This is a genomic window from Amycolatopsis silviterrae (assembly GCF_042684085.1).
GTDB lineage: Bacteria > Actinomycetota > Actinomycetes > Mycobacteriales > Pseudonocardiaceae > Amycolatopsis > Amycolatopsis silviterrae.
Window position 1 is genome coordinate 347,096 of record NZ_JBHUKS010000011.1, and the last position, 26,445, is coordinate 373,540.

Below are 26,445 nucleotides of genomic sequence, written 5' to 3' on the forward strand. Positions count from 1 at the left end.
GGGACGAGGTCAACGGCCATGGCACGGATCGGTGACGGCGGCGACCTGCTGAAGTGTTCTTTCTGCGGCAAGAGCCAGAAGCAGGTGAAGAAGCTCATTGCCGGGCCAGGGGTCTACATCTGCGATGAGTGCATCGACCTCTGCAACGAGATCATCGAAGAGGAGCTGGCCGAAGCCGGCGACGTGAAGCTCGACGAGCTGCCGAAGCCCGCCGACATCCACGAGTTCCTCGAGCAGTACATCATCGGCCAGGACGACGCGAAGAAGACGCTCGCGGTCGCGGTGTACAACCACTACAAGCGGATCCAGGCCGACGACAAGTCCGGGCCGAAGGACTCCAAGGACGAGCCGGTCGAGCTGGCGAAGTCGAACATCCTGATGCTCGGCCCCACCGGCTGCGGCAAGACGTATCTCGCGCAGACGCTGGCGAAGCTGCTGAACGTCCCGTTCGCGATCGCCGATGCCACCGCGCTCACCGAAGCCGGCTACGTCGGCGAGGACGTCGAGAACATCCTGCTGAAGCTGATCCAGGCGGCGGACTACGACGTCAAGCGCGCCGAGACCGGCATCATCTACATCGACGAGGTCGACAAGATCGCCCGCAAGAGCGAGAACCCGTCGATCACCCGCGACGTGTCCGGCGAGGGCGTGCAGCAGGCGCTGCTGAAGATCCTCGAGGGCACCACCGCGTCGGTGCCGCCCCAGGGCGGGCGCAAGCACCCGCACCAGGAATTCATCCAGATCGACACCACGAACGTGCTGTTCATCGTCGCGGGCGCGTTCGCCGGGCTGGAGAAGATCATCAACGAGCGGGTCGGCAAGCGCGGCCTCGGCTTCGGCGCGGAGATCCGCACCAAGGCCGAGATCGAGGGCAGCGACGTGTTCTCCGAGACGATGCCCGAGGACCTGATCAAGTTCGGCCTGATCCCGGAGTTCATCGGCCGCCTCCCGGTGGTCGCCACGGTGAACCACCTGGACAAGGAATCGCTCGTCTCGATCCTGACGCAGCCGCGCAACGCGCTGGTGAAGCAGTACAAGAAGCTCTTCGAGATGGACAACGTCGAGCTGGAGTTCACCAAGACCGCGCTCGAGGCGATCGCCGACCAGGCCGTGCTGCGCGGCACCGGTGCCCGCGGCCTGCGCGCGATCATGGAGGAGGTCCTCCAGCCGGTCATGTACGACATCCCGAGCCGCGAGGACGTGGCGAAGGTCGTGATCACCGAGCAGACCGTGCGGGAGAACGTGAACCCCACGATCGTGGCTCGCCAGCCGTCGCGCCGCACCCGCAGCGAGCGCGGCGAGAAGTCGGCCTGACCCGGCGTCCGCCGGGCGTTAGCAGGAGTCGGCTGTCCGGGTGTCGGCGGCAGGCGCGATAATGGACAGGATGACAACCGTGCCGCTGACCGCACCCCGGGGGGACGAGACCGCCGACCCCGGCGAAGCGGTCCCTGCTGAGACCGCGGCGGCCGCGCCGGTCGGCATCCTCGAGCTGAGCGAACGGGTGGCCGCGTCCGTGCTGACGCGGTTCCCGTGGCTGGTCCGCGCGTCCGAGATCATGCTGGTGCTGTTCACGCTGGCGTGCCTGGTCGCGGTCGGCACCCGGCTGTCGGCGCTGCCGCTGCTGCCGATCCCGCTGTTCGCGGTGTCGTGGCTGTTCCTGCGCCGCCTGCGCTCGTCGGAGACCCGGGCCCAGCAGCTGCGCTGGTCGCTGCTGACCGCGCTCGCCGCGATGGTCGGGTTCTGGGTGATGTCCGTGGTGGCGCGCTGGGTGTCGTGAGTGTTTATCCCGGCTAGAACCGGGATTGCCACTCACGAGGACCTACGCCTTCTGCCGCAGGTGCTTCCCGAGGAACCCCACCATGCTCGGCACCGTGGTCCGGAAGAACGTGTCGCTGTGCTTCCCGTGCGCCGTGTACCCGATGGTCGGATGCGTTTCCGCGATATACCGCCGCACCCCGTTGATGAACGGGTCCTCCGTGCCGCAGTAGACCGCCGTCGGAATGCCCTGCAGCGCCGACTGATGACGCAGCGGGTCGAGCGACGTCCAGTCGGTCATCCCGGTGAAAATCCGGCGTTTCGCCATTTCCGGCCACGACGTGATCAAGGCGGGGGCGACCGCGGCGATCGCGGCGGGCGGCTGGCGGCGTTCGGCCCGGCGGCGGCCGTACAGCAGCGCCCCGAAACCGCCCATGGACACTCCGGCGCACGCGAACGGCAGGCCGTCCGTGCCGCCGAAACCGCGGGCGCGCAGCCACTGCGGGACTTCTTCCAGCAGCATCGCCATCGGATCGTCGCCGGGGCGGACCTGGTGCCAGTAGTTGTCGCCGCCGTCGACCGCGACGAAGCCGTACGCGGGCACGGCCTTCCGCGCGACGTCGCTGCCCAACTGCTTCAGCAGGCCGCTCGGCGAGGCGGAGCGCGCGGTGCCGTGCAGGCCGTGCAGCATCAGCGACATCGGCAGGCCGGCCGGGGGCTTCTTGCTCGGCAGCAGGAACACGAGATCGACCTCGCGGCCGCGGGCGTGCGAGTAGACCCGTTCCACCCGCATGCTGCCCAGCTGGGTGACCGGAGTCGACGACGTGACGCCCAGCGCGCGCTGCAGCGCCTGGTTGAACGGCACCACGCCGGTCGCGCTTCCCACCGCGAGCCCGGCGATGCCGAGGCCCGAGGCGCCGGCGATCAGCATGGACCGGCGGCTCACCCGCCTTCGGCCCTCAGTCTCCTCGTTCACCCATTCCCCCTCACCCATATAGCGTAAGACGTGAGTAAGGGACGAAACGTTGCCTTCCGAAGATCTTCACTCCGTCGTTGTGATCAGTCCCACGGACGCCCGAGCGGCGGCATGGCTGTCTCCGAGGCCGACGACCAAGGTCACGCAGAGTGGCGCGAGCACCTCGGTCACGCCGCGGTCGCCCCGGCCGAAGTGGCCCAGCAGTTCGAGGGTGACGTAACCGTGGACGCCGCTCCACACCTGTGAGGCGACGGAGAGCGGGTGGCCGGTGAGCCGTCCGGCGTCGATGGCGCGTTCGACGGCGGTGACCATGCCCTGGAACGACGTCGCGGCTTCGGTGTCCTCCTTCTCCTTGAGCAGGTCGCCCACCGGTTGCCCGCTCGCGCCTGCCTCCCGGAACATGAGCGTGAACAGTTCGGGGTGCTCCACCGCGGTCCGGCGGTAGGCCAGTGCGAGGCCGTACAGATCGGCCACCGGGTCATCGCTCTGCCCGACGGTCGCCATGTTCGCGATCAGCCGCCGAAACCCTTCTCTCGCAACGGCTTCGGTGAGCGCGGCCATTCCGCCGAAGTGCGTGTAGACGGCCATCGTGGACGCGCCGATCTCGGCCGCCAGCTTGCGGGCCTGCAGTGCTTCGGCGCCGCCGTCGGCCAGCAGCCGGATCGCCGCCTCGACCAGCTGTGTCCGCGCGTGTTCGCCCCGGGTCCTCTCGCTCATGGTTGCCAGTATCCCATAACCCTGTTATACCGGTTCTCATAACCAAGTTATGGACGGGAGCGCGTCATGGGAAACCCCTTCCTCGAAGGCAACTTCGCGCCGGTCGAGCGCGAGTACACGAGCACCCGGCTGACGGTGACCGGGCAGCTGCCCGGCTATCTCGACGGCCGGTACCTGCGCAACGGGCCGAACCCGGCCGATCCGGACCCGGAAGCGCACCACTGGTTCCTCGGCCGCGGCATGGTGCACGGCGTGCGGCTGCGCGACGGCCGGGCCGAGTGGTACCGCAGCCGCCGGGTCGGCACGGACGAATCCGGGGCCAACACCAACGTCATCGGGCACGCCGGGCGCACGATCGCGCTCGTCGAGGGCGGCTCGCCGCAGTGGGAACTCAGCGAGGAGCTGGACACGCTCGGCGTCTGCGATTTCGGCGGCACCCTCTCCGGGTACACCGCGCACCCGAAACGCGACCCGCGGACCGGCGAGCTGCACGCCGTCTCGTACCAATTCGGGCTGGGGAACCGGGTGCAGTACTCAGTGGTCGGCACCGACGGCCGGGCGCGGCGCACGGTCGACGTCGAGGTCACCGGTGCGCCGATGATGCACGATTTCTCGCTCACCGAACGGTACGTGGTCTTCTACGACCTGCCGGTCACCTTCGATCCGGACCAGGCCCCGGTGCCGGTCGACGTGCCCGACCCGCTGACCGCGCGGACCGGCCGCGGCGTGAGTTCCTTGCCGTACCGCTGGAATCCGGACTACCCGGCGCGCATCGGCGTGATGCCGCGCGAGGGGGACAACGGCGACGTCCGGTGGTTCGACGTCGGCCAGTGCTACGTCTTCCACCCGCTCAACGCCTACGACGAGGACGACCGGATCGTGCTCGACGTGGTCCGGCACCCGAAGATGTTCGACCGCGCCCTGCACGGCCCGGCCGAGGGCGAGCCGACGCTGGACCGCTGGACGGTCGACCTCACGCTCGGGAAGGTGATTGAAGACCGGCTCGACGAGCACGGCCAGGAATTCCCGCGAGTGGACGAACGTCTCGTCGGGCTGCCGCACCGGTACGGCTACGCGACGGCGCTGGACGACGTGTCGCGCAGCGTCGGCGCGGTGTACAAACACGACCTGCGCAAGGGTTCGGTGGATGCGCACCGCTTCGGTCCCGGACGCGAACCGGGCGAGTTCGTGTTCGTTCCGTCCAGTGCGGAGGCGGGCGAGGACGAAGGCGTGCTGATGGGCTACGTCTACGACGCGGCCGAGGCGCGCAGCGATCTCGTGCTGCTCGACGCCGGAACCCTCGAAACTGTCGCCGCCGTGCATCTGCCGGACCGCGTCCCGCACGGTTTCCACGGCAACTGGGTGCCGGCCGAAACCTGATCACGTGAGCAGGCGCTGGTCTCCGGTGTAGAGGTTCATGCTGTCGCCGCGCAGGAAACCGATCAGCGTCATGCCGTTCTCCTCGGCCAGTTCGACCGCGAGCGAGGACGGCGCGGACACCGCGGCGAGCAGTCCGATGCCGGCCATCGCGGCCTTCTGCACCAGCTCGAACGAGGCGCGGCCGGAGACCAGCAGCCCCAGGTCCGGGGCGGGGATCCGGCCCGCCTGCAGTGCCCAGCCGAGCACCTTGTCCACCGCGTTGTGCCGTCCGACGTCCTCGCGCACCACGACCAGCTGACCGTCCGAAGTGAACAGTCCGGCGGCGTGCAGGCCGCCGGTGGACGAGAACACCTTTTGCTGTTCCCGCAGGCGGTCCGGCAGCTGCGTGAGGACGTCGGTCTTCACGGTGAACTCGGACGCGGCGGGGGAGAACCGGCTGCGCAGCTTCACCGCGTCGAGTGCTGCCTTGCCGCAGACACCGCACGACGAGGTGGTGTAGAAGTTCCGCTCGACGCCGGTGTCCGGCGGGGCGACTCCTTCGGCGAGGGCGATGTCGAGCACGTTGTAGGTGTTGCGGCCCTGGTCGTCGACGCCGTCGCAGTAGCGCGCCACGGCGACGTCCTCACGGGAGCCGAGCACGCCCTCGGACAGCAGGAAGCCGTGCGCCAGTTCGACGTCGTGGCCGGGCGTGCGCATCGTCACTGCCAGCGCCTTGCCGCCGACCCGAAGCTCCAGCGGTTCTTCGGCGGCCAGCGAGTCCGGCCGGCGCCGTTCGCCGGTCGCGGAGATCCGCCGTACCGGCCGCCGCACGGTCACTCTGCCCATCTGCCCGCTCCACTCGTTTTGTCGCCTTTAGTGCGGTCTTTTGTTGTCATCGACAAGACATTCTCAAGTCATTCGACAGTCATCCAGCGCAACGCCGAGGATCTGGTAAACCATTCCCAGCACCTCGTCTCTGTTGGGAGGAGACCGCCGATGGCTGTCCCCGGCTTCCTTGCCCGTTCCCGCATCGTCGCACCGCCCGGCTGGACCCGCTGGCTCGTGCCGCCCGCCGCGCTGTCCATCCATCTGTCGATCGGCCAAGCCTACGCGTGGAGCGTCTTCAAGACGCCGTTGGAGAAGACCCTGGGACTGTCCGGCACGCAGTCCGGGCTGCCCTTCCAGCTCGGCATCGTCATGCTGGGCCTGTCCGCCGCGTTCGGCGGGACGCTGGTGGAGAAGAACGGCCCGCGCTGGGCCATGGCAGTCGCCACAGTGTGTTTCTCGACCGGTTTCCTGCTCGCCGCGCTCGGCGTCGCGACCGGACAGTTCTGGCTCGTGGTGGCCGGCTACGGCGGGGTCGGCGGGATCGGGCTCGGCATCGGCTACATCTCGCCGGTGTCGACGCTGATCAAGTGGTTCCCGGACCGGCCGGGCATGGCCACCGGGATCGCGATCATGGGCTTCGGCGGCGGCGCGCTCATCGCTTCGCCGTGGTCGTCGGCGATGCTCGGCTCCTCGCCTGCGACCGGCGACATCGCGACGGCGTTCCTGATTCACGGGATCGTGTACGCGGTGTTCATGACGATGGGCGTGCTGATCGTCCGCGTCCCGGCCGACGACTGGCGTCCGGCGGGCGCGGTGAAGCAGGCGGCGGCCAAACCGCTGATCTCCACGGCGAACGTCTCGGCGGCGAACGCGCTGAAGACACCGCAGTTCTGGTGTCTCTGGATTGTCTTGTGCCTCAACGTGACCGCGGGCATCGGCATCCTGGAGAAGGCCGCGCCGATGATCACCGACTTCTTCAAGGGCACCTCGGCCCCGGTCGGCGCCGCGTCCGCCGCCGGGTTCGTCGCGCTGCTCTCGCTCACCAACATGCTCGGCCGGTTCGTCTGGTCGTCCACGTCGGATCTGGTGGGGCGCAAGAACATCTACCGGTTCTACCTCGGCGTCGGCGCGCTGCTGTACCTGGTGATCGCGTTGACCACCAACTCCTCGAAGCTCGTGTTCGTGCTGTGCGCGATGCTGATCCTGTCCTTCTACGGCGGCGGGTTCGCCACGCTTCCGGCGTACCTCAAGGACCTGTTCGGCACCTACCAGGTCGGCGCGATCCACGGCAGGCTGCTGACCGCGTGGTCCGCGGCGGGCGTGCTCGGGCCGCTGATCGTGGACGGGATCGCGGACAGCCAGAAGGCCGCGGGCAAGACCGGGCCGGACCTCTACCAGCTGTCGTTCTGGATCATGATCGGCCTGCTGGTGGTCGGGTTCGTCGCGAACGAGTGCGTGCGCCCGGTCAAGGAGAAGTTCCACGAACCGGCCGGCGAGGCCGCGGTGGGGAGTGAGGCCTGATGACGAGTGCCGAGGGCCGTTCGAGCGGCCGGACCGTCCTGCTGGTGATCGCCTGGCTGTGGGTGCTCGCCCCGTTCGGCTACGGCGTGGTCGAGCTGATCCGGAAGGTGGTCGGGCTGTTCGGCGGCTGAGGACGGCCGGGAAGGGCCCGGGAAAATAAGCACTGGACAAATGGTCAAGAGTCGTTGACCATTGTCCCCGTGACTGGGGACGATCAGGCGGGCTATGTCCCGCCGCACGACACTGTCCATGTCGAGACGACCGATCAGCTGCGCGCCGTGAGCAACGTCGTGCGGCACCGCGTGCTCGCGGTGCTGCGCGACGGGCCCGCGACGATCACGCAGGTCGCCGAGCAGCTGGGGATCGCGAAAGGCAGCTCCAGCTACCACATGCGGGTGCTGGAGCGGGCCGGGATCGTGCACGTCGTGCGCACCCGGAAGGTGCGCGGCGTGCTGGAGCGCTACTACGCGCACGTCGGGCGCAGCATCGAGCTGCCCGAGCCGGCCGCCGGGCAGCGGGACGTGCTGCTGCAGCACGCGATCGACGACCTCTCGACCGCGCCCGAGGGCTCGCGCCGGTACGTCCGGATGCAGCACACGAGGATCGGCGAGGCGCAGTTCGAGGAGTTCGAGCGCCGGCTGGCCGAGCTGCTCGACGAGATGCGGGACGCACGCGACGCCGACGAACAGGCCGCCACCGTCGCGGTCGCGTTCTTCCGGCCGGGGCCGGGTGCGGCCAGATGACCAAACCGAAGATGCCGCCCGCGTTCAGTCGCTTGTGGACAGCGGCGACGATCAGTTCTCTCGGCGACGGCGCGTATTCCGCGGCCTTGCCATTGCTGGCGGTGCTGCTGGACAGCGATCCGCTGGTGGTCAGCCTGGTGACGGTGGCGGTGCTCGCGCCGTATCCAGTGGCCGGGCTGTTCGCCGGCGCGCTGGTCGACCGCTGGGACCGGCGGCGCACGATGTGGGTCGCGGACCTGCTGCGGGCGGGGTTGCTGCTGCTGACGGTGGCCGCGGGCGCGCTGGGCTGGCTCAGCATTCCGGTGCTGCTCGCGGTGGCGTTCCTGCTCGGCACCGGCACGCTGTTCTTCGACACCGCCGCGCAGGCGTACCTGCCGGATCTGCTCGCGCGGGACCAGACCTTGCTCCGCCGGGCCAACGGTTACCTGCGCGGGGCGTCCACCGCCGCCGGGCAGTTCACCGGGCCGCCGATCGGGAGTTTCCTTTTCACCGTGGCGAGAACGCTGCCGTTCGCGGCGAACGCGGTGACCTACGTGGCCAGTGCGGTGCTGATCCGGACGCTGCCGTCGGCACCGGTGCCTGAGCGTGCGCCGGGACGCTCGGTGTGGGCGGACTCGAAGGAGGGTTTCGCTTACGTAGTCAAGGATCGGCTGCTCCTCGGCCTCGCTCTGCGGCCCGCGGTGGGGAACCTGGCGTTCGGCGCTTTCGGGGCGGTTCTGGTGGTGTTCGCGAAGGACGCGCTCGGGCTGCACTCCGCGGGCTACGGTTTCTTGCTCGCGGTGGAAGCCGTCGGGGGACTGGTTGGCGCGATGGTGCTCGCCGGGCCGTTGGAGAAATGGCTGGGCACGGGTACCGCGCTCACCGTCACCGCGGTGGTCGAGGGCGGCGCGGTGCTGATGTTCGGTCTTGCGCAGAACCCGTGGTTCGCCGGGGCGATGTTCTCGCTGTGCGGCTGCGCCATGGCGGTGACGATGGTGCTGGGCTCTTCGCTGCGGCAGGTCGTAGTGCCGGCACGGCTGATGGGGCGGGTGGCGGCGGCGTCGCGCCTGGTCTCGGCTTCGGCTGCCCCGGCGGGTGCCGTGCTGGGCGGCTGGCTCGCCGCGACGGCCGGGGTGCGGGTGCCGTACGTGGCGGCTTCGGTGGTGCTGGTGTCGATGACCGTGGTGACGATGAGCATGACGAGCAACAAGCGGATCGAAGAGGCCCTCGCGCGGGCGAAAGCGGTTACGCCCGTTGCATAGTCGCGGTGGCGAATACGACGATCGGGAACAGTACGGAGAGCACTGAGACCGTGATCCACACTCGCCGCTTCGCTCGCTCCGGCACCCCGAGCGAGGCGGCGAGCGCTCCGGCTCCGGCCGCGATGGGCACCAGATAGATCCCGAAATGCAGATAGATGCCGAGCACGATGACTCCGACCATGGCCGGAACGCTCAGGACCTTCGCGGCGGTCAGCAGCACGGCCGAGATTCCGCACAGCACGAGGACGCAGACGAAAAGCGCGCTGAGGCCGTGCAGTGCGCCGATGAGCGCGACGCGGGCCCTGCTTGGCTGGACGGTTTCGGTGGTCACCTGATGATCCTGCCAGGTCACGGGGGCTGGCGGAGGAGAAACCGGCTGTCGTGCCGGGTCAGACGAGCGCGAGGACCAGGAAGACCGGATACCCCAGGGTGAGCGCCGAGACGGGCGTCCGGGTCACAATCCGGCGAGCAGGCTTTCCCGCGCCGAATGGACGTGCGCTTCGGCCACTTGGGCTAACCGGTCCCGGTTTCCGGCGCGCATCAGCTCCGCCAGTTCCCGGTGTTCGGCGACCACCCGGGCCCGGTAATGCTCGTGTCCCAGCGAAACCCGCTGCAGCTGGAACAGGAACACCTGCGAGCGCACGGCTTCCCACGCCTCGGCGAGCCGTCCGTTGCCCGCCGCCGCGTAGACGCGGTCGTGGAACGCGATGTCCAGCGCCAGCAACTGCGGCCCGTCCGCCTTCGACCGGACCGCCTTCTCCAGGTCGACGACCAGCGCGTCCAGGGCGTCCAGATCCCCGGGGGACGCGGCGGTGCGCGCGGTGACCGCGGCGAGCCGGTCCAGTGCGGCGCGGACCGAGTAGACCTCTTCGACGTCCTCGGCGGTGACATCGACCACCGTGGTCGGGCGGTGCCAGCCGACGCGGACCAGGCCTTCGCGGGCGAGTTGGGCGATGCCCTCGCGCACCGAACCGCGGCTGATCTCCAGCGACGCGGCCAGTTCTACCTCGCGCAACGGCGCGCCGGGCCGGAAATGCCCGGCGAAGATCGCTTCGCGCACCCGGTCGGCTGCCTCGTCGGCGAGCCCGCGCCGCGCCGCCTTCCTCAGGGGGGTGACTTCCACGGGCTAATGTTGACATTCGGACATTGGCAAGTCAACGTGGAAGCACCGATCCCCGCGTCGAAGGAGTGCCCATGGCTGTCCGCCCCGCCTTCCACCTGGCCATACCGGTCGACGACCTGCCGAAGGCCCGCGCGTTCTACGGCGACGTGCTCGGGCTCGCGGAGGGCCGCTCGGCCGACGCGTGGGTCGACTGGAACTTCCACGGCCACCAGGTCGTCACGCACGTCGTCCCGGGCGCTCGCGCGGAAGCGGGCCGCAATCCGGTCGACGGCCACAGCGTGCCGGTGCCGCACTTCGGGCTGGTGCTCGACGTCGACAGCTTCCACGAGCTGGCCGGTCGGCTGCGCGCGGCGGGCACCGAGTTCGTGATCGAGCCGTATCAGCGGTTCGCCGGCGAACCGGGGGAGCAGTGGACGATGTTCCTGCACGACCCGGCCGGGAACGCGCTGGAGTTCAAGGCGTTCCGCGACGAGACCCAGTTGTTCGCGAAATGAACGTTCTCGTCACCGGTGCTTCGCGCGGGATCGGCCGCGCCATTTCCGTCGGCTTCGCGACCAAGGGCTACCGGGTCGCTGTCCACTGTGGATCCAACCGGGAGGCCGCGCGCGAGACGCTCGAGGCGCTGCCCGGCTCCGGGCACGTGCTCGTGTCCGGCGACCTCGGCAACCCCGAGGCCGCGCAGTGGATCGCCGACGTGGCCGAGGAACAGCTCGGCGGCGTCGACGTGCTGGTCAACAACGCCGCGGTCGGGACGACCCCGGCCACCCGCACGCCGATCGCCGACATGTCCTATGCGGACTGGCAGGACGCGTGGCGGCGCACGATGGACGTCAACCTCCTCGGCGCGGCCAACGTTTCCTTCCACGTCGCCCGCCACCTCATCAGCCGAGGCGTGCCCGGCCGGATCGTGAACATCGGTTCGCGCGGGGCGTTCCGCGGCGAGCCCGATTACCTGGCGTACGGGGCGAGCAAGGCCGCGCTGCACTCGTTCGGCCAGTCGCTGGCGGTCCAGCTGGCTCCGCACGGGATTTCGGTCACCTCGGTGGCCCCGGGCTTCACCGCCACCGAGCGGGTCGCGGACCGGGTCACCGACGAGGTCCGGCGGCAGAGCCCGTTCGGCCGGGTCGCCGAGCCGGAGGAGATCGCCGAAGCGGTGGTGTTCCTGGCGTCGGCGGAGGCGACCTGGGCGTCCGGGGCGATTCTGGACATGAACGGAGCCTCGCACCTGCGCTGAGCTGTGAGCTGTGTCACGAATGCAGCAGATGGGTGACCCTGAAGCGTCCAGGGGGCGTGCGGATCGCAGGGAAAGTTATCGCCGGCGCGCTGTCGACCGTGGTGTTCGCCGGCACGGCTTACGGGTTTTCGACGCTCAGCGCGCTCGACGACATCACGCGCAGCGACGTGATCGGCGGCGGCGGATCGGTGGACGAAGGCCAGAAGCACGCCGACGGGGCGATGGACATCCTGTTGGTCGGCCGGGACGCGCGCAAAGGCCCGGACGGGACCCCGCTGCCGCAGAGCGTGCTGGACGAACTGCGCGCGGGCGCGAACGGCGACGACCTCACCGACACGTTGATCGTGCTGCGCATCCCGGACGGGCAGCAGGAGGTCAAGGCGTTCTCCATCCCGCGCGACTCGTACGTCTCGATGCCCGGCGGGAAAGGCAAGATCAACGCCGCGTTCGGCCGGGGCAAGGCGGCCGAGGCGTCGAAACTGCGCGCGGCCGGGGAAACCGACAAGGACAAGATCGAGAAGGACTCGATGACCGCCGCGCGCAAGTCGACGCGGCAGGCGGTCGAGGACCTCACCGGCGTCACCATCGACCACTACGCCGAGGTCAACCTGCTGAGCTTCTCCGAGATCAGCAAGGCCGTCGGCGGGGTCGAGGTGTGCCTGAAGAAGGCCACCAAGGACGAGAACTCGGGCGCGGACTTCCCGGCGGGCAAGCAGAAGCTCTCCGGCGGGGCCGCGCTCGCCTTCGTGCGGCAGCGCGACAACCTGCCGGGCACCGACTTCGGCCGGATGCGGCGGCAGCAGGTGTTCCTCGCCGCGATGGCGCACCAGGTGCTCTCGGCCGGGACGCTCGCCGACCCGGGCAAGCTGAGCGATCTCATCGACGCGGTGAAGCGGTCGGTGGTGCTGGACCAGTCGTGGGACATCCTGGACTTCGTCAGCAAGATGCGCGGGGTGTCCGGCGGAGGCATCCAGTTCACGACCGTCCCGGTGGTGAACCCGGACTACCGGTACGACAAGTCCCATCCCACCGCGACCGCGGTGCAGGTGGATCCGGCACAGGTGAAAGCGTTTGCGGCCGGTCTGGTCGGCACCGCACCGCCCACCGGCCAGCCCGACGCGCAGAAGGCGGCGGTGGAGGTTTCCAACGCAGGCCAAGCGTCCGGGCTCGCGGCGCGGGTCGCGGAAGTGCTGAAGGGCAAGGGATTCGCCGCGACCGCCGCGGGCAACGCGCCGTCGCAGCGGACGTCGCTCGTGCGCTACCCGGCCGCGCTCGCCGCCGAGGGCGCGGAGGTGGCGAAGGAGCTGGGCGGACTGTCCACTAAGGAATCCGCGGACGTGCCGGCCGGGCACATCCAGGTGGTGCTCGGGAAGGTCTACTCCGGACCGGGGGTGTCGGACGGCGGTTCCTCCGCGGGCAGCCCGGCGAAGGCCGACGCGCCGCCGCCGGTGACGTCGGAAGGCGACAACTGCATCGACTGACTGGTCGTGAGTGGCTATGCCGGTTAGAACCGGCGTAGCCACTCACGACAGGACAGGCGCGCTGTCGTGAGGCAGGGTAGAAGTCCGCGACGCCAGGCAGTGCTCGTGAGTGCTGGTGCCGGTTCTAACCGGCATGCGCACTCACGAGATCGGCGGCGACGAAGACCCGCCGGAGCAGGCGTGCAGTGGGGCGGCGAGGCGCAGCGGCGGGCGGCGCGCGGCGGGAGCGGAAGCTTGCTGGGTGGGGGTCGTGAGTGTTTATCCCGGTTCTAACCGGGATAAACACTCACGAGCGGGTCACGCGTGGCGGTGCGGCTCCAGCCGGATCACCACGGCCTTCGACACCGGCGTATTGGACTTCTCCGCGACAGAATCCAGCGGCACCAGCGCATTCGCCTCCGGGAAGTACGCCGCCGCGCACCCGCGAGCCGTCGGGTACGCCACCGCGCGGAAGCTCGGGGCCCGCCGGTCTCCGTCCCGCCATTCCGAGACCAGATCCACGATCTCGCCGTCCGTGACGCCCAGCGCGGCCAGGTCGTCCGGGTGCACGAACACCACCCGGCGGCCGTCCTCGATGCCGCGGTAGCGGTCGGACAGGCCGTAGATCGTGGTGTTGTATTGGTCGTGGCTGCGCAGCGTCTGCAGCAGCAACCGGCCCTCGGGCGCTTGCGGGTACTCCAGTTCGGACACCGTGAACGTGCCCTTGCCGGTGGCTGTGCCGGTGAATTCCCGCGAGTCGCGCGGCGCGTGCGGCAGGACGAAACCGTCCGGCTCGCGGACGCGCTGGTTGTAGTCGTGGCAGCCCGGCACCACGGCGGCGATGCGGTCGCGGATCAGGTCGTAGTTCTTCTCGAACGACCGCCACGGCACCGCGTGGTCCGCGCCGAGCAGCCGCTCCGCCAGCCGGCACACGATGGCGACCTCGGACAGCAGTTCGTCGCTCGCCGGGGCCAGCCGTCCGCGCGAGGCGTGCACCTGGGACATCGAGTCTTCGACGGTCACGAACTGCCGTCCGGACTCCTGCTCGTCGCGTTCGGTGCGGCCGAGCGTCGGCAGGATCAGCGCGGTGCGGCCCGGGACGACGTGCGAGCGGTTGAGCTTCGTCGACACGTGCACGGTGAGCGAGCACGAGCGCAGCGCGTCCGCGGTCCGGTCGGAATCCGGGGTGGCGGAAGCGAAATTGCCGCCCATCGCGAAGAACACCTTGCCGCGGCCGTCGAGCATCGCGCGGATCGAGTCGACGGTGTCCCAGCCGTGGTCGCGCGGCACGGTGATGCCGAACTCGCGGTCGAGCGCGTCCATGAACGGCTCGGGCATCTTCTCCCACACGCCCATGGTGCGGTCGCCTTGCACGTTCGAGTGGCCGCGCACCGGGCACAGGCCCGCGCCCGGCTTGCCGATCATCCCGCGCACCAGCGCCAGGTTCACGACCTCGGCGATCGTCGGCACCGCGTGCTTGTGCTGGGTCAGCCCCATCGCCCAGCAGTAGATCGTGCGCTCGGACGTCGCGATCATCCGCGCGATGTGCTCGATCTGCTCGCGCGGGAGCCCGGTCGCCTTCTCGGTCTCCGGCCAGTCGATCTCGCGCAGCTGCTTGGCCCAGTCCTCGAAGCCGTGCGTGGACTTCTCCACGAACTCGCGGTCCACAATGGACCCCGGCGCGGCGTCCTCCCACTCCAGCAGCAGATGCCCGACCGCCTGGAACAGCGCGAGGTCGCCGCCGAGCCGGATCTGCGCGAACTCGTCGGCCAGCGGCGTGCCCTTGCCGACCACGCCGCGCACGTTCTGCGGGTTCTTGAACCGCATCAGCCCGGCCTCGGGCAGCGGGTTGACCGCGACGACCTTCGCGCCGTTGCCCTTCGCCTGCTCCAGCGCGGACAGCATCCGCGGGTGGTTCGTGCCGGGGTTCTGCCCGACGACCACGATCAGGTCGGCGTGGTGGATGTCGGCCAGCGACACCGAACCCTTGCCGATGCCGGTGGTCGCCGACAGCGCCGCGCCGGACGATTCGTGGCACATGTTCGAGCAGTCCGGCAGGTTGTTCGTGCCGTACGCGCGGACCAGCAGCTGGTACACGAACGCGGCCTCGTTGCTGGTGCGGCCGGAGGTGTAGAAGATCGCCTCGTCCGGGCTCGCCAGCCCGCGCAGCTCGTCGGCGATCACGCCGAACGCGTCGTCCCAGGAGATCGGCTCGTAGTGCGAAGCGCCCTCGCGCAGCACCATCGGCTCGGTGAGCCGGCCCTGCTGGCCCAGCCAGTAGTCGGTGCGCTCGTTCAGCTCGGACACCGGGTGCGCGGCGAAGAACTCACGGCCGACCCGGCGTTTCGTCGCCTCTTCGGCGACCGCCTTCGCGCCGTTCTCGCAGAACTCCGCCATCTTGCGCTTCTCGCCGTCGACCTGCCGCGGTTCGGGCCAGGCGCAGCCCGGGCAGTCGAAGCCCTCGCGCTGGTTCAGCAGCCGCAGCGTGCGCGCGGTGCGGACCGGGCCCATCTGCTCCACCCCGCGCGCGAGCGAAACGGCGACGCCCGGAATCCCGGCTGCCCAGCCTTTCGGCTTGCCCACCTCGAGGCGGGCTTCGTCCACGTCACCAGTCGGAGCTTCGCGAGTCATGCGCTCATCGTCCGCCTTGGAGTGCGAGAACCCAAGCGGGGGGTCGTCACACTGTCTGGTGGCGGTCCCGTTCGCGGCGCTCGGCCCGGAGCAGCGCGCGGTCCGCGACGGTCACGACCAGCAGCAACCCGCTGGTCACGATCAGCACGACGGCCAGCCGGTGCAGCCCGCCGGAATCGGCGTGCCCGCCATAGGACTGGGCGATGACCGTGGCGGCGACAATCGCGCCGAGGTATTGCGCGGTCCGGAAGAGACCGCTCGCGGTGCCCATCGACTCGGCCGGAGTTTCGCGGTAGAGCGTCGTCTGGTTGGCGACGCTGGTGAGCCCTTGCGCCAAGCCGAACAGCGCGGCGAGCACGAGCAGCCAGATCAGCGCGGTGCCGTCGTCCACGAACAGCAGCGCGACGGATCCGGCCAGGAGTGCGGCACCGACCAGCAGCAGCCGCAACCGAACGCCGGTCGGGCGGCCGGACAGCGCGGCCGCACCCACCGCGACCCCGGACATGGGCAGGAGCAGCAGCCCCGCGGCGGACTCGGCGAACCCGCGCGCCTCTTCGAGCCACTGCACGTAGCCGAACATGATCGTGTAGATCGCCAGGAAACTCAGTGCCTGCCGCAAATACGTGCGCAGGACCGGTCCGTTCGCGGCGAGCATCCGCAGGTCGATGAACGGCTTCCGGGCGCGCAGTTCCACCCGCACGAACAGCGCGCCGAGCACGATCGCCGCCACCAGCAGCCACAGATCGCCGATGCCGGGCGCCATCAGGTAGCACAGCAGCACCAGCAGCGCGGCGGAGAACAGCGCGATCCCGGCGACGTCGATCCGCTCGGCAGGCTTCTCCGCCGGCGCGTCCTTCGGTACCCACAACAGCGTCAGCACCAGGGAAATCCCGGCCAGCGGCAGGTTGACCGCGAAGATCGCCGGCCAGCCGAAGAGCGCGATCAGCACGCCGCCGAGCGTCGGGCCGATCACCATGATCGTCTGCGAGGACATGGCCAGCACGGACAGCACCCGCGCGGGCACGCCTTCGCCGTTCTGATCGGCGCGCCGCCGCAGCACCGCCATCGCGGCCGGGAACCCGGCGCAGGTCCCGATGCCGAGCACCGCGCGCACGCCGGTGAGCCATTCGACCGAGACCGGGATCATGCCGGCGACCCCGGCCACCATCACCACGGACGCGCCGCCGAGCAGTACCCGGCGCGCGCCGTAACGGTCGACCAGCAGCCCGACGACCGGCTGCCCGACCGCGGTGGCCAGGTACAACGCGGAAATCAGCCAGGCCGTCCGGCCCGGTCCGGCGCCGAAGGCCTGTCCGATCGGGACGAGCGCGACGGCGATGAGCGTGGAGTTGATCGGATTCAGCACGGCGCTCGCGACCAGCGGGGTCACCAGGCGCGCGCCGAAGCGGGTTTTCGCGGGGGCGGTGGCGGTGTTCGTCAGTGCTCCTCAGGTTTCGGCCGGTCAGCGCTGGGCAATCCGCTGCAGCAGAGGCAGCGCGAGCCGGACCGTTTCGAGTTCGTCCTCGGTCAGTTCGTCCGCCAGCGCGGCGGCGAGCCATTCGTCGCGGTGCTGCCGGATCCCGATGACGGTTTTGGCGCCGAGATCGGACAGCGAAAGCACGACGCGCCTGCCGTCGGCGGGGTCGCGCGTGCGGTTCAGATAGCCGAGCGTGTCGAGCACGCCGAGCGTGGCGGCCATGGACTGCTGCCGGACGTGCTCCGCCGCGGCCAGTTCGGCCTGCGTCGCCGGGCCCTCGCGGTGCAGCCGGTTGAGCACCGCGGTCTGGGTCGGCGTGAGGATCTCGGCGTTGTCGACCTGCCGCAGCCTGCGGTGCAGCTGGCCGACGACGCCGCGGATCCAGCCGGCGGACTCGGCGACGCGCGGCGGGACGGACGGGTCTTCGGACATAAGCACAGTCTAGCCTGTTGAGTTCAGCCTGTGCATCCTCGGCCGGGACTGGTCCCGGTACGGGCGGTTCACGATGACGGCATGACGAGGCAGGCGTTTCGTTTCCGGGCGGTGAGCGTGGCGATGGCGACAGCTGTCGCGGCGGGGTGCAGCACGCAGGTGACTGGTTCCGCGAGCACGCCCTCGACTGCCTCGAAGAGCCCTGCGACGACCAAGCCCGCGCCGCCGAGCGCCCGCGACGGGACGAACTACGCGGCTTGTTCCGGCGGTGCCTGCGAGGTCGCCGTGACCGGTCCGGTCACCATCCCGTTGGCCGATGCACGGCTCAGTTCTTTGAAAGTGCTGAAGATCAACGCCGACAGCGTCGAGGTGGGCATGGTTCTGTCCCACGGGCCCAGTATCGGCACCACCGTCAAGAACGGCTGCACGGCTACCTTCTTCGCGGGCGGCCCCGCCGCGGCCTACATCACCTGGTGCTCGGCTGAACCGCCGGACATGCCCGGCACCGAGGTCAAACGCCTGGTGACGGTGAAGAGCATCGCGGACGGCACCGCGATCCTGAGCCTGAAATCCGGATGACGTCCTAGATCGGCTGGCTGGTCTCCGCGGACGAGCCGAGCCCGACGATGTACCCGATCTTCCCGTCGTTCACGCCGACCGGCTGCACCTGGTGCACCACGATCGCGGCGGCGAGCAGCAGGACGAGCCCGACGATCGCCGCGATGCCCGGCCAGCGGCTCGGCGCCGCGCCGCCGCGGCCGTACACCGGGGCCGGCGCGCTGCGGCGTTCGCGCTTGCGCCGCTTCTTCAGGTCCTTCTTCGCGCCGAGCCAGGCGTCCCGCTGGGCGTGCTTGCGCCATTCGGGGTCCATGAGGTCGGGATGGGTTTCCATCCGGTCGTCCGGATCCTCCGGCCGAGTCATCGGCGCACCGCCTTTCCCCCTGCGTAACCCCGCCGCGGCGGGTTCGTAGACTTGTCCATTGTGACCGAGAACGCTCCGCAGCAGAAAACCGACCTTCCGGGTGCCTGGGACCCGGCCGCCGAGGAAGCCCCGATGTACGACCGCTGGGTAGCGGCCGGGTACTTCACGGCCGATGCCTCGTCGGAAAAGCCGCCGTTCTCGATCGTACTGCCGCCGCCGAACGTCACCGGCAGCCTGCACATGGGCCACGCGCTCAACCACACCCTGATGGACGCGATGAGCCGCCGCCGCCGGATGCAGGGCTACGAGGTGCTGTGGCTGCCGGGCATGGACCACGCGGGCATCGCGACGCAGAACGTCGTCGAGCGTCAGCTGGCCGGCGAGGGTCTCTCGCGCCACGACCTCGGCCGCGAGAAGTTCGTCGAGCGCGTCTGGGAGTGGAAGGCCGAGTACGGCGGCAAGATCCTGGGCCAGATGAAGCGGCTCGGCGACGGCGTCGACTGGTCGCGCGAGCGCTTCACCATGGACGAGAACCTGTCCAAGGCCGTCCAGACGGTGTTCAAGAACTTCTACGACGCCGGCCTGATCTACCGCGCCGAGCGGATCATCAACTGGTGCCCGCGCTGCCAGACGGCGCTGTCGGACATCGAGGTGGACCACAGCGACGACGACGGCGAACTCGTGTCGATCCGCTACGGCGACGGCGACGCGTCGATCGTCGTGGCCACCACGCGCGCGGAGACGATGCTGGGCGACACCGCGGTCGCCGTGCACCCGGACGACGAGCGCTACGCGCACCTGGTCGGCACCGAGATCGAGCTGCCGCTCACCGGACGGAAGATCCCGGTGGTCGCGGACCGGCACGTCGACCCGGAGTTCGGCACCGGCGCGGTCAAGGTGACCCCGGCGCACGACCCGAACGACTTCGAGATCGGCCGCCGCCACGACCTGCCGATGCTGACCGTCATGAACGAGCGCGCCGAGGTCACCGTGCCCGGTCCGTTCGAGGGCCTCGACCGGTTCGAGGCGCGCCCCGCGGTGGTCGCCGCGCTGCGCGAGCAGGGCCGGATCGTCGCGGAGAAGCGGCCGTACGTGCACGCGGTCGGGCACTGCTCCCGCTGCGACACGGTCGTCGAGCCGCGGCTGTCGCTGCAGTGGTGGGTCAAGGTCGCCGAGCTGGCCCAGGCCGCGGGCGACGCGGTGCGGGACGGGCGCACGAAGATCCACCCGGCGGAGCTGGAGAAGCGGTACTTCGACTGGGTCGACAACATGCACGACTGGACGATTTCGCGCCAGCTGTGGTGGGGGCACCGGATCCCGGTCTGGTACGGGCCGGACGGCGAGGTCGTGTGCGTGGGCCCGGACGAGCAGCCGCCGTCGGGCGAGGGCTGGACGCAGGACCCGGACGTGCTCGACACGTGGTTCTCGTCCGGGCTCTGGCCGATGTCGACGATGGGCTGGCCGGGTGCGACGGACGATCTGGCCAAGTTCTATCCGACCAGCGTGCTGTCGACCGGGTACGACATTCTGTTCTTCTGGGTCGTCCGGATGATGATGTTCGGCGTGCAGGAGATGGACGGGCGGCAGCCGTTCGACCACGTGTATCTGCACGGGCTGATTCGCGACGCCAACGGCAAGAAGATGTCCAAGTCGCGGGGGAATGTCATTGACCCGCTGGAGTGGATGGACGCTTACGGGGCGGATGCCACCCGGTTCACGCTCGCCCGGGGGGCCAACCCGGGCGCGGACATGGCGCTGGCCGACGAATGGGCCGCCGGGTCGCGGAATTTCTGCACCAAGCTGTGGAATGCCAGCAAGTTCGCGATGATGAACGGGGCTACGGTCTCCGGGGAGCTGCCCGCGGCCGATGAGCTGACCGAGTCGGACCGGTGGATTCTCGGGCGGCTTGCGGCGTTGGTGTCCGAAGTGGACGGTCTGTTCGAGGACTTCCAGTTCGCCAAGGTCGCCAATGCGCTGTATCAGTTCACGTGGAATGAGTTGTGTGACTGGTACTTGGAGCTGGCGAAGGTTCAGCTGTATCAAGGGGATTCCGCGCGAGTTGAGGCTACGCGGAAGGTGCTGGGGCATGTGCTGGACACGGTGCTGCGGTTGCTGCATCCGTTCGTGCCGTTTGTGACTGAGAAGTTGTGGACTGCGCTGACCGGTGGCGAGTCGTTGGTGATTGCGGCTTGGCCTGCGGCGGTTGAGGGGTATGCCGATCCCGTTGCGGATGCCCGGGTGGCGGATGTGCAGAAGCTGATTACCGAGATTCGGCGGTTCCGGGCTGATCAAGGGTTGAAGCCGGGGCAGAAGGTTGCGGCTCGGTTGGCCGGGGAGGCGTTCCCGGGTGGGCATGAGGCCGGGATTCGGTCGTTGGTTCGGCTTACTGAGCCGGAGGACGGGTTCTCGGTCAGTGCTTCGTTGGAAGTGGCGCTCGGCGGTGGTGTGGTGACGGTGGAGCTGGATACGTCCGGGACCATTGACGTTGCTGCGGAGCGGAAGCGGTTGGAGAAGGACCTCGGGGCTGCGCGGAAGGAATTGGCGCAGACTGAGGGGAAGTTGGGGAATGAGGCGTTTATTGCGAAGGCGCCGGAGCATGTGATCGAGAAGATCAAGGGGCGGCGGGAGACCGCGGTGGCTGATATCGGGCGGATTGAGGCTCGGTTGGCTGCGTTGCCTGGTTCCTGAGGGGCGGCTCGTCGCCTGGCGGCGACATTGCGCCCTGTCTGGTTGAGAGGGCACCCCGAAGCCAATTGTGATGACGGACGGCGGGTGCTTGTCAAGGCGGGAAAGATGCCTTGACAAGCACCCGCCGTCCGCATTTGGGCTTCGTATCGGGGTGCGGGGGTGGTGTGGGTGCCTCGCTGGGTTGGGTGCGCTGGTGCGGTTTAGGGCTGTGAGGGGAACCCTGAGGGAATCTGATTCCCTCAGGGTTCCCCTCACGGACTTGGGGTTAGTTGCGCAGGTGTTGGCGGATTACTTTTGCTTCGCCTGCCATGCCTGCGTAGAGGGGGTGGTAGGGGGCTGCGGCCAGCAGGTTCAGGTCTTTGCCGTTGATCCAGGCGACGCCGTGCGGCTGGCAGGCGTCGTGGCCGAAGGACGGGGTGTAGGTGTCCACATAGGACGAATCGCCGTCTGCTTCCACCGCGTTGCTTACCGCTGCGTTCAGTGCCTCTTCCACGCTGGAAAGCCAGGCGTAGTCGCCGTTGGCGAAGGGCAGGACGTCCGGGCAATAGCCTTCTGCGGGGGCGATGCGCGGGTAGCCGATGGCCAGCACCTTCGCGTGGGGCGAGCGTTCGTGGATTCCGGCCAGTACTTGCTGGATGCTTGCCTGCGTTTTCGGCAGCAGGGCTTTGATTGTGTCTACGCCGCCTACGGTGAAGTGCTGCTGGCACGGGTTGCCGGTCGGGTCGGAGGCGCGCAGGCCGGGGCAGGTGTCGATGAGGGTGCCGAACAGGCTGGAGTCGTTGCCGCCGATGCCGACCGTCACCAGGTCGGTGTCCGGGCGCAGGGCGGAGAACTGCGGGGCGTTCTGGCCCAGCGTGACGTTTTGCGGGTTGGTCATGTGAGACGTGTTGGCGCCGCCGCAGCTGATGTCGGTGAAGCGGTCCACGTCCAGGGCGTCGGCGAGCAGCGACGGGTAGTTGGACGTCGAGCGGAAGCAGCCGAATGGGTCCAGCCGGGGCAGCGGGATGAGCGGGCCCGACGTGTAGGAGTCGCCCAGTGCGACGTAGTGGCGATAGTGCCTTGGCGCGGCGCTGGCGGCCGCCGCCGTCGACAGAAGCAGTGCGATCGCCGCGATTGCGGCGAGCACGATGCGGATGATGCGCATGCGAACCCCGTCCTCCCTAGCGGTACGACCCGCCTTACCTTTCGGCAAGCGGAGCGCGAGCGCTCTCCGCCGATCGGGTGGTCGCGGCGGGTTTTCACCCGGCTGCGGGGTGATCTGTGGGTTTTCGCCAGGTCAGCAGGTACCGCCAGAACACCAGGGGGCGGACCGTACTGCCGGGGAGCAGGCGAGCCGCGTCTCGGCGGACGTCGTTCAGCGGTGGGAATTTCATGTGCACGGGGGCCTTGGCGACCGGGTCCGCGCCGCCGTTGAGCTGGTCTCCGGCGAAGACGATGAGCCTGGCCAGGGCGTTCGTGGGGGCGGAGACGAACTCTCGGGCGTAGTCGCTCAGGCTGCTGGGGCGGGCGCAGCCGAGCACCGCGAGGACGCCGCCGGGGGCCAGGGCGTCGCGCAGTCTCGTGACGGTGTCGAACGGGACGTGGTGCAGTGAGGCGAGACAGGAGATGTAGGCGTACGCGTCGAGGTCCAGCGGTTCGGTGGTCACGTCCGCGCGGCGGTATTCCACTGTGCCCGGTCCTGGGGAACCGGCGGCGATGGCCCTGGCGACCATTTCGTCCCACGTGTCGATGCCTTCGACGGTCATTCCGGCGGCGGCCAGCCTGCGGGCGAAGCGGCCGTCGCCGCAGCCGACGTCCAGGGCACGGCCGGGGCCCGGCGGCAGGAGCCGCAGCAGGGCCGGGTGGTAGTGGTGGTTGTGGTCGAAGGGCATGCGCCCGACTTTGCCACGGGTCACCGCGGGCGTGATCACGCCGAGGCCCCGGGCCGCCGGGGGCGCGGCGGGCGCCGGGTACCCTCGACACCGTGCTGGGCCGAACCTTTCGCCTGGTCTTCCCGGTCGCGCGACCGCGCCGGGACAGCGACTTCAAGGAGTGCACGAGTGCCGCGCGGTGACGAGCCCGAGGAGACCCGGCGGCCGGATCTCGCCGATCCGGACAGTTTCGCCGGGGTCGACGAACTGGGCGCGCAGGCGCACAGCGAAGACGAGGACGACGCCGGGAACGAGCTGGAGCCGGACCTCGACGCGCCGGACGCGGCGTACACCGTCGGCGGCGGTTCGCGCGGCGGGATCGGCGGCATCGGCCAGCTCGGGGACAACCTGGCGCTCGGCCCGGTCCCGGACCTGCGGGCCGAAGAGGGCGCCGAGCTGCACGAACTCGACGACGAGGGCGCGCCCGCCGAGTTCGGCGACGAGAACGGCCCGGAGGCCCGCCGCGACCTGATGGCCGCCGAGGCCGAGCTGAACCAGCGCTGGCCGGAGACGAAGCTCGAACCGTCGCTCGCCCGGATCCAGGCGCTGATGACGCTGCTCGGCGAGCCGAACCAGGGGTATCCGGTGGTGCACGTCGCGGGCACGAACGGCAAGGGCTCGGTCGCGCGGATGGTCGATTCGCTGCTGACCCGCATGGGCCTGCGCTCGGGCCGCTACACGAGCCCGCACCTGCAGCTTGTCACCGAGCGGATCGCACTCGACGGCCGTCCGGTGTCCGCCGCCCGCTACGCCGAGCTGTACCAGGACATCGCGCCGTACGTGGCGATGGTGGACGGCGCGAGCGAGGACGGCGTGCCGATGAGCAAGTTCGAGGTGCTCACCGGGATGGCGTTCGCGGCGTTCTCCGACGCCCCGGTCGAGGCCGCGGTGGTCGAGGCGGGCATGGGCGGCGCGTGGGACGCGACGAACGTGGCCGACGCCCAGGTCGCGGTCATCACGCCGATCGGGCTGGACCACACCGAATACCTCGGCCCGACGCCCGCCGACGCGGCCGCGGAGAAGGCCGGGATCATCAAGCCGGGGTCGGTCGCGGTGATCGGCGAGCAGGACCCCGAGGTGCTGAACGTCCTGCTGAAGCGCACGGTCGAGGTCGACGCCGCGGTGGCGCGCGCGGGCAGCGAGTTCGGGGTGCTCGAACGCGAGGTCGCGGTCGGCGGGCAGATGCTGAAGCTGCAGGGCCTCGGCGGCGTGTACGACGAGATCTTCCTTCCCCTGCACGGCGCGCACCAGGCGGCGAACGCGGCGCTCGCGCTGGCCGCGGTCGAGGCGTTTTTCGGGGCGGGCAAAGACAAACAGCTCGTCGTGGAGGCGGTGCGCGAGGCGTTCGCCGAGGTCGAGAACCCCGGCCGGCTCGAACGCGTGCGGGCCGCCCCGGCGGTGCTGGTCGACGCGGCGCACAACCCGATGGGCGCGCGGGCGCTCGCCACCACGATCACCGACGAGTTCAACTTCCGCCGGCTCGTCGCGGTCGTCGGCGTGCTGGCCGACAAGGACGCGCGCGGCATCCTGGACGCGCTGGAGCCGGTGGTGACCGACGTGGTCGTCACGCGCAGCTCGTCGCCGCGGTCGCTGCCGGTGGAGGACCTGGCCGAGCTGGCCGCGTCGATCTTCGGCGAGGAGCGCGTGCTCGCCGAACCGGACCTGGAGACCGCGATCGAGACCGCGATCGGCCTCGTGGAGCAGAACGACGACCCGGAGGAACCGCTCGCGGGCGGCGGCGTGCTGGTGACCGGCTCGGTGGTCACCGCGGGCGACGCGCGGACGCTGTTCGGGAAGGAGCCGGCATGAGCGAGACTCCCGCCGCCAATGAGCCTGCCAAGCCGCCCGCGAAGGACCCGATGAAGGGCTTCCGCGGCGTGCTGGCCGGAACGCTGATCATGGAAGCGATCACCGTCGCGCTGGCGCTGCCGGTCGTCGCGAAACTCGGCGGCGGCATCACGAGCTTCACCGGCTGGACGATCATCGCGCTGGCCGTGGTGCTGATCGTGCTGTGCCGGATGCTGAAGCACGTCTGGGCGGTGCCGGTCGTGCTCCTGCTGCAGCTGGCGATCATCGGAGTCGGGATCACACAGCCGGCGATCGCGATCATCGGCATCATTTTCCTGGCCGCGTTCCTGTGGTTCCTCTGGCTGCGCCGGGACGTCGCGCGCCGGATGGCCGCGGGGACGCTGCCGAGCCAGCAGCAGCCGCAGGCCTGACCGGTGCCTTACTGGCAACCGTACTGGTGGCGGCTGTCGTTCCGCGCGGACGGCGAGCCGGGATGGGCGGCGCTGGGGCCGGGCGAGTTCAGCCGGGTCCCGAACGACGCGCTGAAGAACGGCTCGCTCGAAGCGTGGGCCGACGCCCTGCTGGAGGAGGCGCCGGGCGAACTCGACGACCTCCGCGGCGATCTGCGCCTCGAATGCTTCCCGGAACCCGGCGCCGAGCCGGTGTACTCCCGCGAGGTGCGGCTCAGCGGTAGACGCTGACCTCGATCAGGTTCTGGTCCGGGTCGCGGAAGTACACGCTGCGGATCGGCCCGGTGGCCCCCGTGCGGTCGACCGGTCCCTCTTCGACCGGCACCCCGGCCGCCGCCAGATCCGCCACCACCTGCTCCAAGGTGTCGGCCGTGATCAGGCACAGGTCCGCGCTGCCCGGCGTCGGCCGCTCCGCCTTGGGCTCGAACTCGTGCCCGGCCTCGTGCAGGTTGATCTTGCTGGTGCCGAACGTCAGCGCCTTGCGCCCGGCCCCGAACGTCACCTCGGTCATGCCGAGCACGCGGGTGTAGAAATCCACCGTCGCGGCGAGGTCGGCGACGGTGAGGACAAGGTGGTCGAGCCGGTCGATGCGCATGGGTTCACCCTATTCCGATGTAACGGAAGGGCCGCCACGACGACGGTGCAAGTGTGATCGTGGTGCGCGAGCTGAGCGTGGACAACTGGGCGGAGTGGCGCGACCTCCGGCTGGCCGCGCTGCGGGCGGACCCGGAGGCGTTCAGCTCGAAACTCGCGGACTGGCAAGGCGAAGGCGAACCGCGCTGGCGCGCCCGGTTGCGCGACGTGTCGCTCAACGTCCTCGCCGATCTCGACGGCGTTCCGGCGGGGATGGTCAGCGGGCACCTTTCCGAACGCGGCGACAAAGCCGAGCTGATGTCGATGTGGGTCGCCCCGTCGGCGCGCGGCAGGGGAGTCGGGGACGCGCTCGTCCGGGCCGTCGTGCGGTGGAGCGAAGGGCGCGGGGCGGGCGAGCTGGCGTTGCGCGTCGCGGGCGGCAACGAGCACGCGCTGGCCCTGTATCAGCGGCACGGGTTCGTGGCGCGCCCGCTGTCCGAACCGAGCGAGTGCGAGCACGAGATGGTTCGGGAAGCCCACCGAGCGTGACGACCGGCTGTGAGCTTCCTCCTTACGAGTGACCCGTTCACCCGGCGG

General features: G+C 69.7%; 28 protein-coding genes. 16 read left to right on the forward strand and 12 right to left on the reverse strand.

Annotation, left to right across the window (positions count from 1 at the left end):
* Nucleotides 1–18: 18 nt before the first annotated feature.
* Complete coding sequence (gene clpX, locus ACFSVL_RS17155; protein ID WP_009081145.1) at nt 19–1,314, forward strand: ATP-dependent Clp protease ATP-binding subunit ClpX; 1,296 nt, start codon at nt 19–21, stop codon at nt 1,312–1,314.
* Nucleotides 1,315–1,384: 70 nt separating this feature from the next.
* On the forward strand, nt 1,385–1,777 hold the full coding sequence (locus ACFSVL_RS17160; RefSeq protein ID WP_378305252.1) for a hypothetical protein: 393 nt from the start codon (nt 1,385–1,387) through the stop codon (nt 1,775–1,777).
* Between the two features lie 42 nt (nt 1,778–1,819).
* Here ACFSVL_RS17160 and ACFSVL_RS17165 read toward each other — a convergent pair whose 3' ends face one another.
* Together ACFSVL_RS17165 and ACFSVL_RS17170 are read right to left on the reverse strand one after the other, a co-directional pair.
* Nucleotides 1,820–2,749: an alpha/beta hydrolase gene (locus ACFSVL_RS17165; RefSeq protein WP_378305254.1), complete on the reverse strand. Its 930-nt coding sequence runs from the start codon at nt 2,747–2,749 to the stop codon at nt 1,820–1,822.
* 48 nt (nt 2,750–2,797) lie between these two features.
* The gene (locus tag ACFSVL_RS17170) at nt 2,798–3,448 is read right to left on the reverse strand and encodes a TetR/AcrR family transcriptional regulator (RefSeq protein WP_378305255.1); all 651 of its coding nucleotides are present in this window, start codon (nt 3,446–3,448) and stop codon (nt 2,798–2,800) included.
* Between the two features lie 66 nt (nt 3,449–3,514).
* On the opposite strand from ACFSVL_RS17170, the gene ACFSVL_RS17175 reads away from it, so the two are divergent.
* On the forward strand, nt 3,515–4,828 hold the full coding sequence (locus ACFSVL_RS17175) for a carotenoid oxygenase family protein (protein WP_378305257.1): 1,314 nt from the start codon (nt 3,515–3,517) through the stop codon (nt 4,826–4,828).
* Here ACFSVL_RS17175 and fdhD read toward each other — a convergent pair whose 3' ends face one another.
* Nucleotides 4,829–5,653: a formate dehydrogenase accessory sulfurtransferase FdhD gene (fdhD, locus tag ACFSVL_RS17180; protein ID WP_378305259.1), complete on the reverse strand. Its 825-nt coding sequence runs from the start codon at nt 5,651–5,653 to the stop codon at nt 4,829–4,831.
* 150 nt (nt 5,654–5,803) lie between these two features.
* Between fdhD and ACFSVL_RS17185 the strand changes: the two genes are divergently transcribed.
* The 4 genes from ACFSVL_RS17185 (at nt 5,804) to ACFSVL_RS17200 (ending at nt 9,140) form a co-directional block, all read left to right on the forward strand.
* On the forward strand, nt 5,804–7,156 hold the full coding sequence (locus ACFSVL_RS17185; RefSeq protein ID WP_378305261.1) for an L-lactate MFS transporter: 1,353 nt from the start codon (nt 5,804–5,806) through the stop codon (nt 7,154–7,156).
* Nucleotides 7,156–7,287, forward strand: a complete 132-nt coding sequence (locus tag ACFSVL_RS17190) for an MFS transporter small subunit (RefSeq protein WP_255443335.1) — start codon at nt 7,156–7,158, stop codon at nt 7,285–7,287. The genes ACFSVL_RS17185 and ACFSVL_RS17190 overlap by 1 nt, the downstream gene beginning before the upstream one ends.
* 69 nt (nt 7,288–7,356) lie before the next feature.
* Entirely contained in the window at nt 7,357–7,899 is a 543-nt protein-coding gene (locus ACFSVL_RS17195; protein WP_378305263.1) for an ArsR/SmtB family transcription factor, read from the forward strand.
* Nucleotides 7,896–9,140 (forward strand): MFS transporter, encoded by a 1,245-nt coding sequence (locus ACFSVL_RS17200; RefSeq protein WP_378305264.1) that lies wholly within the window; start codon nt 7,896–7,898, stop codon nt 9,138–9,140. Before ACFSVL_RS17195 ends, ACFSVL_RS17200 begins: the two co-directional genes overlap by 4 nt.
* On the opposite strand, the gene ACFSVL_RS17205 is transcribed toward ACFSVL_RS17200, so the two are convergent.
* Nucleotides 9,124–9,471 carry a hypothetical protein gene (locus tag ACFSVL_RS17205; protein ID WP_378305266.1) on the reverse strand — a complete coding sequence of 116 codons (348 nt, stop codon included), beginning with the start codon at nt 9,469–9,471 and terminating at the stop codon, nt 9,124–9,126. The two genes, ACFSVL_RS17200 and ACFSVL_RS17205, sit on opposite strands and share 17 nt — an antisense overlap.
* Before the next feature lie 123 nt (nt 9,472–9,594).
* Nucleotides 9,595–10,263, reverse strand: coding sequence for a GntR family transcriptional regulator (locus ACFSVL_RS17210; RefSeq protein ID WP_378305268.1), 669 nt, complete (start codon nt 10,261–10,263; stop codon nt 9,595–9,597).
* Between the two features lie 71 nt (nt 10,264–10,334).
* Here ACFSVL_RS17210 and ACFSVL_RS17215 point away from each other — a divergent pair, with 71 nt between their 5' ends.
* The 3 genes from ACFSVL_RS17215 to ACFSVL_RS17225 are packed head-to-tail and all read left to right on the forward strand — an operon-like array spanning nt 10,335 to nt 12,978.
* Nucleotides 10,335–10,757 (forward strand): VOC family protein, encoded by a 423-nt coding sequence (locus ACFSVL_RS17215; protein WP_378305270.1) that lies wholly within the window; start codon nt 10,335–10,337, stop codon nt 10,755–10,757.
* Nucleotides 10,754–11,497, forward strand: coding sequence for an SDR family NAD(P)-dependent oxidoreductase (locus tag ACFSVL_RS17220; protein ID WP_378305272.1), 744 nt, complete (start codon nt 10,754–10,756; stop codon nt 11,495–11,497). The genes ACFSVL_RS17215 and ACFSVL_RS17220 overlap by 4 nt, the downstream gene beginning before the upstream one ends.
* 56 nt (nt 11,498–11,553) lie before the next feature.
* A complete protein-coding gene (locus ACFSVL_RS17225) occupies nt 11,554–12,978 on the forward strand; it encodes an LCP family protein (RefSeq protein WP_378305274.1) in 1,425 nt (474 codons plus the stop codon).
* A 297-nt stretch (nt 12,979–13,275) separates the two neighbouring features.
* Here ACFSVL_RS17225 and ACFSVL_RS17230 read toward each other — a convergent pair whose 3' ends face one another.
* The 3 genes from ACFSVL_RS17230 to ACFSVL_RS17240 form a co-directional block, all read right to left on the reverse strand.
* Nucleotides 13,276–15,588, reverse strand: a complete 2,313-nt coding sequence (locus ACFSVL_RS17230; protein ID WP_378305276.1) for an FdhF/YdeP family oxidoreductase — start codon at nt 15,586–15,588, stop codon at nt 13,276–13,278.
* A 46-nt stretch (nt 15,589–15,634) separates the two neighbouring features.
* The gene (locus ACFSVL_RS17235) at nt 15,635–16,978 is read right to left on the reverse strand and encodes an MFS transporter (protein ID WP_378305278.1); all 1,344 of its coding nucleotides are present in this window, start codon (nt 16,976–16,978) and stop codon (nt 15,635–15,637) included.
* Between the two features lie 72 nt (nt 16,979–17,050).
* On the reverse strand, nt 17,051–17,497 hold the full coding sequence (locus tag ACFSVL_RS17240; protein WP_378305280.1) for a MarR family winged helix-turn-helix transcriptional regulator: 447 nt from the start codon (nt 17,495–17,497) through the stop codon (nt 17,051–17,053).
* An 81-nt stretch (nt 17,498–17,578) separates the two neighbouring features.
* On the opposite strand from ACFSVL_RS17240, the gene ACFSVL_RS17245 reads away from it, so the two are divergent.
* Entirely contained in the window at nt 17,579–18,076 is a 498-nt protein-coding gene (locus ACFSVL_RS17245) for a hypothetical protein (protein ID WP_378305282.1), read from the forward strand.
* A gap of 4 nt (nt 18,077–18,080) precedes the next feature.
* Here the strand turns inward: ACFSVL_RS17245 and ACFSVL_RS17250 are convergent, their stop codons facing one another.
* Nucleotides 18,081–18,419 carry a hypothetical protein gene (locus tag ACFSVL_RS17250; RefSeq protein ID WP_378305284.1) on the reverse strand — a complete coding sequence of 113 codons (339 nt, stop codon included), beginning with the start codon at nt 18,417–18,419 and terminating at the stop codon, nt 18,081–18,083.
* A 60-nt stretch (nt 18,420–18,479) separates the two neighbouring features.
* Here ACFSVL_RS17250 and ACFSVL_RS17255 point away from each other — a divergent pair, with 60 nt between their 5' ends.
* Entirely contained in the window at nt 18,480–21,107 is a 2,628-nt protein-coding gene (locus ACFSVL_RS17255) for a valine--tRNA ligase (RefSeq protein WP_378305286.1), read from the forward strand.
* Nucleotides 21,108–21,372: 265 nt separating this feature from the next.
* On the opposite strand, the gene ACFSVL_RS17260 is transcribed toward ACFSVL_RS17255, so the two are convergent.
* Nucleotides 21,373–22,251: an SGNH/GDSL hydrolase family protein gene (locus ACFSVL_RS17260; protein ID WP_378305288.1), complete on the reverse strand. Its 879-nt coding sequence runs from the start codon at nt 22,249–22,251 to the stop codon at nt 21,373–21,375.
* Between the two features lie 94 nt (nt 22,252–22,345).
* A complete protein-coding gene (locus ACFSVL_RS17265; RefSeq protein ID WP_378305290.1) occupies nt 22,346–22,978 on the reverse strand; it encodes a class I SAM-dependent methyltransferase in 633 nt (210 codons plus the stop codon).
* Between the two features lie 168 nt (nt 22,979–23,146).
* Between ACFSVL_RS17265 and folC the strand changes: the two genes are divergently transcribed.
* Genes folC through ACFSVL_RS17280 form a run of 3 tightly spaced genes read left to right on the forward strand, consistent with a single transcriptional unit; the run spans nt 23,147 to nt 25,506 of the window.
* A complete protein-coding gene (gene folC / locus ACFSVL_RS17270) occupies nt 23,147–24,826 on the forward strand; it encodes a bifunctional tetrahydrofolate synthase/dihydrofolate synthase (protein WP_378305292.1) in 1,680 nt (559 codons plus the stop codon).
* Nucleotides 24,823–25,236 carry a DUF4233 domain-containing protein gene (locus ACFSVL_RS17275; protein WP_378305293.1) on the forward strand — a complete coding sequence of 138 codons (414 nt, stop codon included), beginning with the start codon at nt 24,823–24,825 and terminating at the stop codon, nt 25,234–25,236. Before folC ends, ACFSVL_RS17275 begins: the two co-directional genes overlap by 4 nt.
* A 3-nt stretch (nt 25,237–25,239) precedes the next feature.
* A complete protein-coding gene (locus ACFSVL_RS17280) occupies nt 25,240–25,506 on the forward strand; it encodes a hypothetical protein (protein WP_378305295.1) in 267 nt (88 codons plus the stop codon).
* Here ACFSVL_RS17280 and ACFSVL_RS17285 read toward each other — a convergent pair.
* Nucleotides 25,490–25,870: a VOC family protein gene (locus ACFSVL_RS17285; protein WP_378305297.1), complete on the reverse strand. Its 381-nt coding sequence runs from the start codon at nt 25,868–25,870 to the stop codon at nt 25,490–25,492. The genes ACFSVL_RS17280 and ACFSVL_RS17285 overlap by 17 nt on opposite strands.
* Nucleotides 25,871–25,923: 53 nt before the next feature.
* Between ACFSVL_RS17285 and ACFSVL_RS17290 the strand changes: the two genes are divergently transcribed.
* A complete protein-coding gene (locus tag ACFSVL_RS17290) occupies nt 25,924–26,397 on the forward strand; it encodes a GNAT family N-acetyltransferase (protein ID WP_378305299.1) in 474 nt (157 codons plus the stop codon).
* Nucleotides 26,398–26,445 lie beyond the last annotated feature (48 nt).

What these genes read in the sequence shown, in the direction of transcription:
- clpX (WP_009081145.1), top strand. Translation starts at nt 19, where the DNA reads ATGGCACGGATCGGTGACGGCGGCGACCTGCTGAAGTGTTCTTTCTGC.
- ACFSVL_RS17160 (WP_378305252.1), top strand. Translation starts at nt 1,385, where the DNA reads ATGACAACCGTGCCGCTGACCGCACCCCGGGGGGACGAGACCGCCGAC.
- ACFSVL_RS17165 (WP_378305254.1), bottom strand. Translation starts at nt 2,749, where the DNA reads ATGGGTGAGGGGGAATGGGTGAACGAGGAGACTGAGGGCCGAAGGCGG.
- ACFSVL_RS17170 (WP_378305255.1), bottom strand. Translation starts at nt 3,448, where the DNA reads ATGAGCGAGAGGACCCGGGGCGAACACGCGCGGACACAGCTGGTCGAG.
- ACFSVL_RS17175 (WP_378305257.1), top strand. Translation starts at nt 3,515, where the DNA reads ATGGGAAACCCCTTCCTCGAAGGCAACTTCGCGCCGGTCGAGCGCGAG.
- fdhD (WP_378305259.1), bottom strand. Translation starts at nt 5,653, where the DNA reads ATGGGCAGAGTGACCGTGCGGCGGCCGGTACGGCGGATCTCCGCGACC.
- ACFSVL_RS17185 (WP_378305261.1), top strand. Translation starts at nt 5,804, where the DNA reads ATGGCTGTCCCCGGCTTCCTTGCCCGTTCCCGCATCGTCGCACCGCCC.
- ACFSVL_RS17190 (WP_255443335.1), top strand. Translation starts at nt 7,156, where the DNA reads ATGACGAGTGCCGAGGGCCGTTCGAGCGGCCGGACCGTCCTGCTGGTG.
- ACFSVL_RS17200 (WP_378305264.1), top strand. Translation starts at nt 7,896, where the DNA reads ATGACCAAACCGAAGATGCCGCCCGCGTTCAGTCGCTTGTGGACAGCG.
- ACFSVL_RS17215 (WP_378305270.1), top strand. Translation starts at nt 10,335, where the DNA reads ATGGCTGTCCGCCCCGCCTTCCACCTGGCCATACCGGTCGACGACCTG.
- ACFSVL_RS17220 (WP_378305272.1), top strand. Translation starts at nt 10,754, where the DNA reads ATGAACGTTCTCGTCACCGGTGCTTCGCGCGGGATCGGCCGCGCCATT.
- ACFSVL_RS17230 (WP_378305276.1), bottom strand. Translation starts at nt 15,588, where the DNA reads ATGACTCGCGAAGCTCCGACTGGTGACGTGGACGAAGCCCGCCTCGAG.
- ACFSVL_RS17240 (WP_378305280.1), bottom strand. Translation starts at nt 17,497, where the DNA reads ATGTCCGAAGACCCGTCCGTCCCGCCGCGCGTCGCCGAGTCCGCCGGC.
- ACFSVL_RS17245 (WP_378305282.1), top strand. Translation starts at nt 17,579, where the DNA reads ATGACGAGGCAGGCGTTTCGTTTCCGGGCGGTGAGCGTGGCGATGGCG.
- ACFSVL_RS17250 (WP_378305284.1), bottom strand. Translation starts at nt 18,419, where the DNA reads ATGACTCGGCCGGAGGATCCGGACGACCGGATGGAAACCCATCCCGAC.
- ACFSVL_RS17260 (WP_378305288.1), bottom strand. Translation starts at nt 22,251, where the DNA reads ATGCGCATCATCCGCATCGTGCTCGCCGCAATCGCGGCGATCGCACTG.
- ACFSVL_RS17265 (WP_378305290.1), bottom strand. Translation starts at nt 22,978, where the DNA reads ATGCCCTTCGACCACAACCACCACTACCACCCGGCCCTGCTGCGGCTC.
- ACFSVL_RS17275 (WP_378305293.1), top strand. Translation starts at nt 24,823, where the DNA reads ATGAGCGAGACTCCCGCCGCCAATGAGCCTGCCAAGCCGCCCGCGAAG.
- ACFSVL_RS17285 (WP_378305297.1), bottom strand. Translation starts at nt 25,870, where the DNA reads ATGCGCATCGACCGGCTCGACCACCTTGTCCTCACCGTCGCCGACCTC.